The sequence below is a fragment of the Shewanella marina JCM 15074 genome (assembly GCF_000614975.1).
In the GTDB taxonomy this organism is placed as follows: domain Bacteria; phylum Pseudomonadota; class Gammaproteobacteria; order Enterobacterales; family Shewanellaceae; genus Shewanella; species Shewanella marina.
Genome location: NZ_BALM01000026.1, coordinates 1 through 13,600, shown reverse-complemented (window position 1 = coordinate 13,600; position 13,600 = coordinate 1). Strand labels below are relative to the sequence as shown.

3 protein-coding genes are annotated in these 13,600 nt (G+C 39.8%); all 3 read right to left on the bottom strand.

The genetic code is table 11. The annotated features are described in order from the left end of the window. Window positions 1–25: 25 nt before the first annotated feature. Window positions 26–2,332, bottom strand: coding sequence for an Ig-like domain-containing protein (locus JCM15074_RS16050; RefSeq protein WP_037469869.1), 2,307 nt, complete (start codon window positions 2,330–2,332; stop codon window positions 26–28). Then, window positions 2,299–5,118, bottom strand: a complete 2,820-nt coding sequence (locus JCM15074_RS16045; RefSeq protein ID WP_025822399.1) for an Ig-like domain-containing protein — start codon at window positions 5,116–5,118, stop codon at window positions 2,299–2,301. The genes JCM15074_RS16050 and JCM15074_RS16045 overlap by 34 nt, the downstream gene beginning before the upstream one ends. A 145-nt stretch (window positions 5,119–5,263) precedes the next feature. Further along, window positions 5,264–13,600, bottom strand: an 8,337-nt coding sequence (locus JCM15074_RS16040) for a GEVED domain-containing protein (RefSeq protein WP_025822397.1), incomplete at its 5' end; no start/stop codon positions are given.

Genomic DNA, 13,600 nt, shown 5'->3' with positions numbered 1-13,600 from the left:
GGCTATTACTCATAATAATGACTATCTAGTTTTCTTTGACACAACTCCATGCAAATCTATTTTCATAAATAGAGCGCACGTATTGTGAACCTGTATACATATTTAATACTTTATGAACACCTTGATTTTGTTCACTATAAGGCGTTGATGTCCAATACCATACATCCGTTTGCCAGCCATAACGACTATATACGTTACCGTAATTCTTATTAATTCTCGGTGCTGATTTAATTTTAAAATTATTCAGCTCCGACATAGTCGGTAATCGAGCCCCCATTGAAGCACAATTATTTTTCGCCGCTTGTAAATTATCTCTTGAGATAATCATGCCATTCGGTGATGGGTATCCTGTACCAACTATAGGGTATGTAGCAGGTTCAAAACTCGGCATACACATAAAAGTTAAACCATCAATCGTAATTTCAGGTGTCGCACAAGGTAGATTTTGAGGTGCTACAATGGTCATTTCAAGATGGTTAGATGACATAACACCTTGATATTTTGCTGTAATTCTACTGACACCTTGGGCAACAGCAATAACCTGTCCTTTACTCACAGTGGTATATGACGAATTAGAGTCTTCATACCAATAAGCTGTGCGAGTGACATCGATCACACTATCATCAGTTAACGTTGCAAATGCTAAGGTTTCTCGAGAACTACCAACAGTTAAAATCTTCGTAGTTGTTGGCAATGTCTGTCGTATTTCAACAGACTTTGCCACAGCATTAGTAATATTCACTGTAGTGTGACCAACAATATTACCTTTCGTTACTGAAACCGTAATAGGCGTTGCACTTGCCGTATTTGCCACGGCAACACCATCAGCACTGATACTCAAATGAGCTGAATCTGTTGACCATGAAATACCATCTGCGGCCGTTAAGACTTCACTTTCTCCGCCTTTATATACTGCAGTGGCGACAAATTGTTGTTCGGTACCTAATGGAATATCAACTAAATTAGGTGAAATGATAATATCAACCAAGATATCGTGCTCAACACTCAGTTGTGCCTGTGCATATAACTGGCCTATAACGGCATGCACAGTCACATCACCCACTTTCACACCATTAACTCGACCGTTAACCACTGTAGCGATTAAGGGATTATCACTGGTCCAGCTTACGCTATCCGTCAAATCTACCTCACTGCTATCAGAATATAGACCTGTTGCTGTAATACGTTTTTCAGTGCCAATTTTTACCACTTCTGTTTCAGGGTAAACCGAAAGCGACTCTAATACTGCAGCGGTGACACTAACCTCAATATTATTACTGGAAATATCATCTTGTCCCCAGTAAGCCGTTACAGTTGTAGTGCCAACGGTTGTTCCAACTAAAATGCCATTAATGATACTGATTGCGTTAGGTGAACTCACATTCCAGCTCACTTCATCAGTAATAAAACGAGTACTGCCATCGGTATAAGTGGCCTTCACTTCGAGCACTTGACTCCGTCCTTTAATCACACTGATATCCGTTGGTGCTAGCTGTAACTTAATCACTTTTTTATCGGTGACAGTCACATTGGCATCGTTACTTGCCACACCTTGATAATTTGCACTAACTAGAGTTTGTCCTTTCGCCACCGAGAGCAAATGCCCCCCAACTACCGTCGCAATGATATTTTGACTACTATCCCATGCCACTACATCAGTTAGATCTTGGGTGCTATTATCACTGTATGTTCCTATTGCACTAAAATCTTGCTCTACACCTAACGCAATACTGACATTAGCTGGCGAAACTTGTATTTTATCAAGTGTGGCTTGTGTCACAGCAAGCTGAGCAATGTTACTTGTCTTACCATCAAGCTTAGCAACTATTTCAGTCGTTCCAGTCATTTCTGCATGAGCAACACCTTGATTAATTGTTGCAATCTGTGGCGTTGACGATATCCATGATACGGATTGAGAAACATCTTGAACGCTGCCATCACTGAATACTGCCTGAGCGCTATAAACTAAGTCTGTCCCTTTGGCGATTTGATTCTCCGATGGCGTAATTTGTAACCCTAGCATTTGCGCATCACTAATGGTTAACTGCGCCATATTACTGGATATTTCACCAACACTCGCAACCACTTCAACTTGTCCTACGTTCAAGGTTTGCAGATCACCGTTATCCATTACGGCTAACTCGGGTTTATTAATCTGCCAATCAACATGCTCTGTCACTTCTTGTTGTGACAAGTCTGAATAGGTTGCAATCACGTGGTAACCTTGATGACTGCCCTTTGCCACCGTCACCTCTGCGGGAGTCAATTGTAATGACGTTAATGTTGCAGAAGACACGGTTAACTCTGCGACATTACTGACCATACCTGCCATAAAGCTTGAATGTTCACAGCCCCTATAGCAACGGCATGTGCATCGCCACTATGAATGGTGACTATCTCTGTATTAGAACTTTGCCATGCAACCTGCTCTGTTACATCTTGAGTGCTATTATCAGAATACGAGGCAATCGCTTGGTATAACTGCTCAGTTCCATTTGGGATCGTGCTTTGGGCTGGGGTGATCTGCAATGCGGTTATCACGGCAGAACTTACTTCTAAAACCACTTGATTACTCTTGATATTATTCAGTACCGCAGTAAGTTGTGTACTTCCCACATTAATCGCAACAACATGATCTTCAACAATGGTCGCCACACTCGGGGTGGTATTTAACCAGCTGACTAAATGAGTAACATCTTCACTGGAATCATCTGAATAAACGCCTGTCACCTGATAATATTGCTCAGTTCCTTTGGCGATAACAGCAGAGCCTGGAGTCACTTGTAAACTCAGCAAAACTGCATCATCAACCATTAATCTTGCTTGATTACTGTAAATACCCGCTAAGTTAGCCTGAATTAATGTTTCACCTACGCCAATAGCTGTCGCAACGGCACCATTGCCAGCATGATCATCATCACCTAATGGACTATTCTCAATCGTCTCTGTTGTTGATAATTCAGCTAAGGATTGTACTTCTTGAGTGATTGTCGCGATATGGCTTGCACTACTTTGCCAATGCACTACATTAGTCACATCCTGAGTATGCCCATCACTGTATGTTCCTAAAGCTCGATAAACTTGTGTCATACCGAGATTTAACTGTGATAATGCAGGGGTTACGGTAATATCCGTCAGTACCGCATTAGTCACCACTAATTGTGCATTATTACTATTAATCCCTTGATAATTGGCGCTAATATTGACTTGTCCCGCATTAACCCCCACAACATCACCACTTAGAACTGTCGCGATATGGGTATCACTGGTCACCCAATTAACCTGAGCAGTAATATCAGCTAAGCTATTATCGTTATAATGCGCTATCGCATCAAAATGCACCTGCGTACCTGCTGCTATGGTGGCTTGTGCTGGAGTGATTTGAATCGATTCAATATATTTATCAGCAATGTTTAATGTTGCACTGCTCGTAACACCATCCAGATGAACATGAATAGGGGTTCTACCTACAGCTTGACCTACCGCTTGGCCATGCTCAACACCTGCAACATGGACTTGTTCAACCAACCATGCGACCTGATGACTGACATCTTGGCTGGTATCATCGTCAAAAGTAGCTAATACCTGATAATCAATTTTATCGCCAGTGGTCATCGTATGCAGCGCAGGAGTCACTTGCAAAGCTGTCACTAACGCATCAGAGATCCTTATACTGGCAGTGTTACTGTTAATGCCATTAAAGTGGGCCGTTATAATCGTATCGCCGACAGCCAACCCGCGAACTTCATGGGATACCATTGCAGCCACCGCAATATCACTACTGCTCCAAGTGACCCAATCAGACACATCATGAATCGAATCATCGGAATATATGGCATGTACCACAATATCTTTAGTGGTATTAACTGCAAGATTAAGACTCGCTGGTGAAACTTGTAAATCCACTAAATGGGCATCATTAACGACCAACTCCGCAATGTTACTGCGAATGTCGTTAACACTGGCTGTAATTTGAGTACTACCCGCGCTAATTGAATGCGCATACCCCGCAATCACTTCTGCTACTTCTGGCGCGGATGATTGCCAGTCAGCTTGGCTTGTCACATCTTGAGTCGAGCCATCAGCATAGGTGGCTTTAGCAAAATAAAATAACTGCCCGCCAATCCCGACACTCTCTTTAGCTGGCGTAATTTGTAATGACACCATCGGACTATCGGTAACCGTTACTTGCGCTTGTTCTGCACTGGTCATACCTAACATGGTCGCGGTCACCTGAGTTTCACCGGCCTTGAGCGCAATTAATTGATTGCCATTAAATTGGGCCACAGAGCTATTACTGTTTTGCCATTGCACTTGCCCTGTCACATCCTGCATCGAATTATCGCTATAACGTGCATCGGCATGAAATTCAGTATAAGAGCCTTGGGCCACTTTAGTCGCCACTGGCGTAATATGTAACTCAACTAGCTTATATGGCGTCACAATCAACGCGATATCATTACTATTGATCCCTTTTAAACTGGCTGAAATTTGTGTTTGTCCCTCACTCACAGCAGTTGCATGAGCTTCCTCTATACTGGCAATCTCTACGGCATCACTGGACCAAGTAGCATCGTGGGTCACATTTAAACTGGTATTATCATTGAACAAAGCTGTAGCGGTAAACGGCTGCTGAGCGCCAATAATCAACTTGTTTTCTAGCGTACCTATGGGGTGCGCTTCAGCATCAGGCGCAATTTGTAATTTAAAGTAAGTGGCATCACCCACTTCAAGTTGCAGGCGGTTACTTTGCACCTCACCAGAACTCGCATAAATCATGGTATCGCCAACTTGTATGCCAAGCGCCTTACCTTGATTGATTTGAGCCACACTTACCTTAGTAGAGTGCCAAGTGACTTTATCTGTAATCAACTGCAATTGACCGTCAATACGACTAGTGGCAATAAATTGCTGTTCAAACCCAATATGGGTCATTAACTTATCTGTGCCTTTAAGGCGATTAATCGGGGTGATTTGAATATTATCAACGGCAAACTCAGGAGGGATAGGCTTGTTTTCATTAAGGAATGAACCACTATCACAACCACTTAATATCAGGGCTAGCGTCAATATAAAGACACGTGCTATCCATGCACGTAATGAGTGTAGATTAGGCATATAACACGTCCCTGTTATGGATCTAATACTGATAAATAATTGGTTTAATACTTGTCAATATAACGTATTACCGTTATAGCTTACATCCCCTAAAAGTCTAGTTAAGAGGTTGTCAATTTTTGGCTATTAATACTCTAAAATAAAATCATAAGATTTTTACTCTATAAGCTAATTTTCCTGATGCGCCCGCAATAACCGCCCCCGAAAGAACCCACCTGATCTTTCCTTGATAACCAACCTCGTTATTACCATCACCAGTTTCAATCATACAACCAACGCCCGATGGTAATAGGGTATCACTACAATCAACAATATTCGCCAACTCTGTATACTCGGGGGTTGCATCAAATAATTCAACTTGAGTTATAGCGCCAGAACCTAGATTTTCAAAAGTAATAACATACTCCAAAATATCACCTGGCTGCCCCATATTAACCACTCCGACACCGGTAGCTTGGGTAATATTTTCAACCGTCTTGGATAACTTTAACGAGCCTGCCCCAGCAAATGAAGCTCTAACGCCATCATTATTTGTCGCTTGTCTTGTAATCCCGTGACCCGTTAAATCGGGATCGTCGAAATCCATATCAGCAACAATTTGGAAACTATATTGACTATTAATGGTTGCATTACTCGGAATATTGATGTTTGAAATAATACAAATTTCACCGTTATTTTTATCGACATTGATTATTGCAGAGATCGCCTCATCACCAGCATCTATCACGCCATTACAATTGTCATCAGCAAAAATATTAGCAATCCAATCATCATTGACAGGTGCTGCAACTCGATTTTCAATTCTCAAATCGACAGTCCCCGTCGTATATGCATTAAAGCGATGTGGATAATCAATTACACTACCGGGCTCAGCTTCGGTAAAATGATCCGGCTCCATGGTTGGAGCTTGCACTTTACCAAAATTCAGTCCCGTCAAAATAACACCTGCAGCAGCCCTAATTGATAAAGTTGCATCAGTAACAGAAGTACTTGTAACTTGAGGAAAAATAGCAGCAGATGTTTCACTTATATCAATCCATTTAGCCTGTGGAACCACAATTAGATCAACATCATCATCCGCTAATGCTAATGGAACGGTAATGCTGTATTCACCATTGGCAGCGGTCGTTGTTGCAGCAATTAAATCCCCTAAGCTGTAATCTGGATGAGTTGAACCTTGGTATAGTACTTGTACTAGCATAGCGCCGATGCCAAGTTCATCAGTATCTTTAATACCATTATGAGCTTGACCTGCAGTAGGGCTATTATCTTCAAACACATAACCTTTCAATAAAATCTGGTTAATTAATTCAAATTGATAATCTTCAACCTCACCATTCGGTGCAATGTCTCCTAGTTTTTCGTCATCAGGTTTATTACATTGATTAGCTAATTGACATAATCTAAAGCGTATAGTGGTATCACCGTTATAACCTGACGTTGGCCCTGCTGGCAGTAATAGTGGTATTGAATTAGGCCCAGTATCAACGTCATACTCATTTAAAACCTGCTCACCCGCATCTTGGTAACTACCATTACCATTAAGATCAACCCAAACATTGAGTTTGTAACGTACGCCAACGTCTCCGGTTACTTCAGCATCAACATAAGTTAAACTATTGACCGTAATACTATTAGGCAAAGACACACCTTGTTCATCGTTTAACTGACGTAGATTATCGCCAGTTGCATCGGTCGAATTAGCGGTAACAAGTTCAGTATCAATGGCATTACCTAAATAAAAATCAGCAAAGCCATCTTTATTTTCATCGAAATAATAATGACTTGCAGCGCCATCAGTATCGAATGCAGTATCACCATAATCAGCTGACACAAAACAACCTGCACTGTCCGCCGCATTAGAGTAAACCTGCGCCATAGCACCAACTGCAACAATATGACGATTATAAACATTCACTTTATACATAGCAGAGCCAGTATATTCGGCAACACCATCGCCATCTAAATCATGATTACCATCAGCACTGGTAACATAAAGGAATGCACCTGTATCGCTAAATAAACCAACAGACTGACTAGATGATGAAAGCGAACCTAACCAATCTAAATTTTCGCTATTAATCTGACCTGTTAATGGACTCAAACTAAATAATTGATTATTAAGTAAATCAACACTGTAAATTAAGCCATCTGCTCCAAATGCAATATCGCCCCCCATAGCACTTAATGGCGAACTAAAACTTATAACTTTAAATTGATGGGTCATTAAGTCGACTTGCAGAAAGTCATGCCAATTTTGATTGTGTAAGTATAGATAATCACCACTTGGATCAATTGTTGCGCTGGTTGCAGCACCAATATCAGTCCCTCCAATAATGGTCGCAAATCCTTGGTTTTCAGCCAAATCAATACTCCCCATTATCGCATGATTAAATTGCTGAATTTCTGCTGAATAGAGTTGACCTAAATCGACAATATTACTGCCACTTTGATCTGTCATCACCAATTTAAGTAAGCCATCAGTCGTTGACGTATCAACGACTGTGCCATAAATAAGGTGATTAATTGGGTGTTGACCGAGTGCAGAAAAATGAGAAAAGCTAGTTAACGTAGCGATGGTTACTGGTGACTGTAAAGTATCAATGGCGAAAGGTAAGCTATCAGGGCGCAGTTTATACAAATTAAAATCGGTACCTGATTGATCAATAATGATATTAGTTTGGCAAGTTAAGGCTGAAATTGCAGTTGCTGATACCCAGATTTGGTAATCTTCAACTTCGCCATTTACGGCTGAGTTACCTTGTTCACTATCATTAAATTGATCACATTGACTGTCTTGTTCACAGTAGCGTATACGAACATTACTAATACCACTGTAACTTCCAAGCTTACTACTATCTAAATTAATAATAATATCTTGCTCACCAGCAACAACACTATAATTAGTCAATAATTGCTCGTCACTGGTAAAAGCCCCGCCATTTTGATAATCCAACCAAAGGTTAACAACACCATTTTGACTCGCTGTTAATTTAATTGTGTTATTACCCGCTGATAAGGCACCAGGGAAAACAACACCATCTTCATCAACTAAACTAATTAAATTATCCGAGGTCGCATCACTAGATGAAAACTGTGATAACTCACTGTCCCATAATTGACCAAGATAATATTCCACCTCACCTAATGCGTTAGGAGTAAAGAAATGGCTTACTGTACCAAAACTACTCGGTGCATCACCATAATCTCTTGCTGGGCTAACCATACAACCAGCAACATCAGCATGTTCTGAATTTAGATTATTAATACCGCCTAATAGTAATGTTTTATTTGAATTAACATTAACTTGAAAAAGTGCATCACCATCGGTATCTAAACTGCCATTATAGTCACTGTCATACATGCCATTAGCATAGAGATAAAGAAAATCGTTATCTTGCCCCATAATCATGCCGAAACTACTCGACTGTGGGATTGTGGTGATAAAATCTAAAGCATTAGTTGTAATTCCACCCGTTGTAGGATCAATTCTATATAATGTTCTCGCTTTAAGATCTGTTGTCCATAATTGTTTTAAATCAGAATCATAAGCCCAATCAGAATCAAAAGGTAAAGTCGCACCGCTGCCCACAACTAAACCAATATCGGGTAATCTTAAATTGACTTTATTAATGGTAAAATCATTTAGGTTCACAACTAAAATTTGAGCAATATTAGGATGGCCTATATAGTAATATTGGCCATCCTCACTGATGGTTCCCATCTCAGCAAGCTTACTTTCATCTCCTACATTATAAGTAGGCGCAGTCACTATTTGGCCAGATTGAACTAAGGTACTATTACCTGAATCCACTTCAATATAGCTAAAATTTTCACTCGCAACGGGTAAACCTAAATCAACAAAATTACCCTGACTATCAAATGTGGCAATATGCAATCGATTATCACTGTCAATAAAGCTACCATAAAAGACACCAGCAGAGGGATCCCATGCGGTAGCATTTAATTGCGGCATACCGGTTAAATTCGTTGTAATACTGCTCGTATCATATGGGAGAGAATGGGTTAATATTTGCTGGAAATTATAATTAGTAGCGTTATTACTATTCGTTACAAAGGCACCATCACAGGTTAAATTAGGGAACACACCCTCAATAATTTTAATTGAATGGTCTTCAACCTCACCATTACTTGATTGACCACCAACCGTGCTACAGCCTAATGATGCGTTATTCGTACATATTCTAAAACGGGCAAATGAGTTTCCTTCAACAACATTAGTAAAACCAGTCCAATTTAATGTTACCGCTTGATTAGAATTGGCAGGAACATTGACACTCGCTCGCTCGTCGGCATCGAATATATTATTTTGATTAATATCCAACCAAGCATATAACGTCGCATTATTATTACCCGTATTATTGACTGGAACAGTAAGCGTGCTATTGCCTGAATTGACAAACACTCGTATTTGATTGTCAAAGCCATCTTCATCATCCGGCGTGGTACCACCATTATCATCACCAGAAGCAGTATCATTTGGTTGACCATCAACATCGTTATCAGCAATTAAATCACCAATCGAGACAGGATTATTACGAGTAATATGGAAAGGGCCACCGCTTGCATCTAGAGTTTGATAACTATCTGGCGCATCACCATAATCTAAGCCTAATGGCGCATAACGACAGCGAGCACCATCATTAAGTCCCATGGTAAAACCTAAACTAGAAAAGACTGTTGCGGTATAATTAGTCTGAGTATCATTACCAATAGGGATCTGCAACACTGGTGCTTGAACATCTGGATTAGGCGGACTATATCGACCATTATTAACCGCATATAAGTTACCGACCTTATCGAAGTACAAGGCACCGTAACCTGAAGAAAAATGATTGGTATTGTAATTGCGAGTATTGTTGTTGTGCTGAACTCGATTTACCCTTCTGGTACTAAGTTCAGTCATAGTCGCTGTATTAAAACGTCTTAACCGGCCGTCTCTACGCATACCATACATAATATTATTCACTGGATTAATGGCAATATCTGCGGTGCCCCAACCAGAATTTAATGTAGGACGACCAACCTCTTGTAGGTAATTTTCACTGGTAGGATTGACATCAATCAATAGCATAAAATTACCACTACTCATCAGGTATAAAATACCATCATTTGTTATCGCAGCATTATGAAAATCAAAAGAGGTTAAATTACCATTGTTCAACTGAATTGGTAGTAGATGAACATTATAACTACCATCAACTAAAGCAATAATACGATTGTTATTAGTACGAACATCACCGACTAAATGATTTTTTTGCATCAAATAACCGACATGTATATTGTAGTTAGCAAAACCATTAGCCGTACTAGTAATATTAGGGGCAATTTCTGTGGTATTACCAGTAAAAAGATCTACCGTATATAAATCAGCAGGGCCATTTACAGCCAAATAGCCATCAGCTGCACAAGCCGCAAACTCGACAGCACTAAAATCAGCAAAATTATTATTAGGTCGATCACTATTCACTACACCTAAATCAATAATATTCACTGAACTTGAGGTATATCCTTGCGGATCAACAATGGTATTACCAACCAATAATCCATCATTATTGATAGAACCTTGTGCAGGAGGACACACGCTAGGGATGGGAACAACTTCGTTTGTGGTTTCATATAATTTATATTCATGCCCACCTAATGCTGCAAACTCATATTCACCATTACTATCAGTAGCTGCTGAGTAACAAATACCATCAGTCTCATCATATAAAGTGATAACCACATCCGCAATACCAGCTTCTGTACCGTTTTGCACACCGTTATAAAATGGACTTGTGGCACCTAAACTCGTATCAGTGCCGCTATCTTCAAATACTGTTCCACTTAATCGAAAACCGATAATAATACGGTGATCTTCAACTTCACCATCGCTAGCAACGCCTGCAAAATCAGCATCTGTTAGCGTATCTGTTGTTGTTCTAAATCGAGCAAAACTAATAGCTGGACTCGTGGCAACAGTGAATCCTGAGAAATTCAGTGTAGCAGAGCCATCCACAGCAAAACTACTATCGATACAAGTCGCTTGAGCAAACTCATTGTTGTTTACATCAAATTGACCATTATCATTAAAGTCGACCCAACCATAAACCTGTGCATCAATTGCAGTAGACTCATCATGTGCATTACAAATTAACGTTACCGAATAACTGGTACTGTCAAGAAATACTCCTGGGAGCAAGATAACCGCATCTTCATCATTACCCAAGGCAATTCCTGAAGTATCATTGATATCATCACCGGTCGCATTATTTGGGGTTTGATAAGCGTCATCTTCACTATCTGCCGCAATACTGCCTAAATGTAATGAATAACGATTTGCGCCAAGTTGATGCCTAGCACCACCACTCGCTAATAAACTTAAATAACTATCTGGCGCATCACCAAAATCATATTCTTGTTCAAAACTAATACTATGATCTTCAACTTCCCCATCAAGCATTAATCCAGAACTACGTTCATCCCAGACCGTACTTGTATCATCAGTAACACTAGTATCTGTTGAGATCCGTAATCGTAAATAGCTATCACCTGCAACAACATTACTGATTCCAATCCATGTTAATCGGGCGTTACCATCTGCAGTGTCGCTATTATCAATACAAGCAGCATAAGTATATTCATCAACAGCAAAATAGCCATCGCCATTAAAGTCCATCCATGCATGTACTGTTGCCCCTAAATCAGTACCATTATTATCATTACATATTACATTGACAGTATAAGTTGAGCGTGAACTTGGAAAGGTTAAATTAGCAGTGATACTATCTTCATCATTATTCTCATTATCATCATCTAAATCTGCCGCAATACTTTGGTAGATTCCTTCATCAGCATCAGGAGCGATATTTCCTAGGTAAATATCATCCACCAATATGTGTGAAGCTCCTAAATTACTGGCTAATGTATGATAACTTTGTTGGCCACCATCATCCGGCGCATCGCCATAATCGACTTCACTAATAAGCATCGCATAATCTTCAACTTCACCATTTTCAGCACGACCAATAGCAGTATCACAATCATTCGTTGAGCAAATTCGTAACCTAACATAACTCGTCGCCGTTTCTGTGGTCATAGATAAACCAGAGAAGCTTAGCGATGCGCTACCATCCGCATTATCTGAAGTATCAATACATTCTGCACTGGCTCTTTCGGTAGAATCAAAAACACCATCGACATTAGCATCAACCCAACCATAAACAACTGCATTTTGATCGCCACCATTACCACTGTCATAATCATTACAGATCACTGTTAGCTGATAACTATCACTCGATAAACTCAATGGCGGGGCACTTACCAAACCATCTTCATCATTAACATCATTATTATTATCAGCCGAAGCTGATATTGATTGTAAAATACCCGAATCAAAATCTGGTTTTTGTGAGCCTAAATAAACATTATTAACAAATGAGGCTAAATGCTTAGCACCACTATCACTGTTTATCGTTTGATAATTATTGGGGCTAGTCCCTATAGAGGTGTCTGGCGCATCACCATAATCGGCACGTTCAAAAAAATGATCTTCAGCTTCACCTAGCTCATAGGTAGTTGTGGGATTAGGTGAGTTTATAAATTGAGACTGGTTAGTTATTCTTAAACGAATATAACTATTCAACTGAGCAGCAGTTATATCATCCCAATAAAAGACGAGCGAATTAGTTTCTCCTGCATTCACATTTGCAAAGCCTGTTGCAATTCTAGCTAACTCAGTATTATCAAATTGACCATTATTATTCCAATCTAACCATGCCGCAGCCAATGCATCAGTATCGGATTCATTAGTAACAGGGATTGTAATACAATATGTTGATGCATCCATAATGATGGTATGACTAGATAAAGCACCTGAACTTAAATCTTGAGTTAAACCTGTACAAGATAATCCGGCTTGCCAAGGCTGTAAATTAATACCACTTTCATCATCAGATCCAGTAAGATCATCTTGGTCAGCTAAATCACTATATTGCTGCTCTCCCTCATAATCTGGTTTAGTTGAACCAAACCACATGGTAATTGATTCATTATTATAAGTATGTCTTGAATTACCGTAACTCGCTGGAGCATCACCAAAATCATCACAAAAAGAAGACCAATTATTAGCGCTTGTATTACCACCAATATTATATAAATATGAATCAAAATTATTTTGGCTACTATTAGAAGCCGTTAATTCAAAATCAAGTGTCGCATTAATTACATCATTTTTTATCCGACCTTTAATTTTATTACCCGAACAGTTTACTTGTTGGATTGCGCCACTTCCACTTGCATCCCAACAAGATGAAATAGTTATACCAACAGGTAAATTAATATTAAAATCGAATTTTTTATCATTACCATTAGCAGAGTTATCTTTAACCTCTATAAAGCCCTGCCTTTCAATACCACAACTGGTGCCATTATCATGCCAGCCCCAATCTGCGACGATTGCTTCGGCGAAACTCGTTGA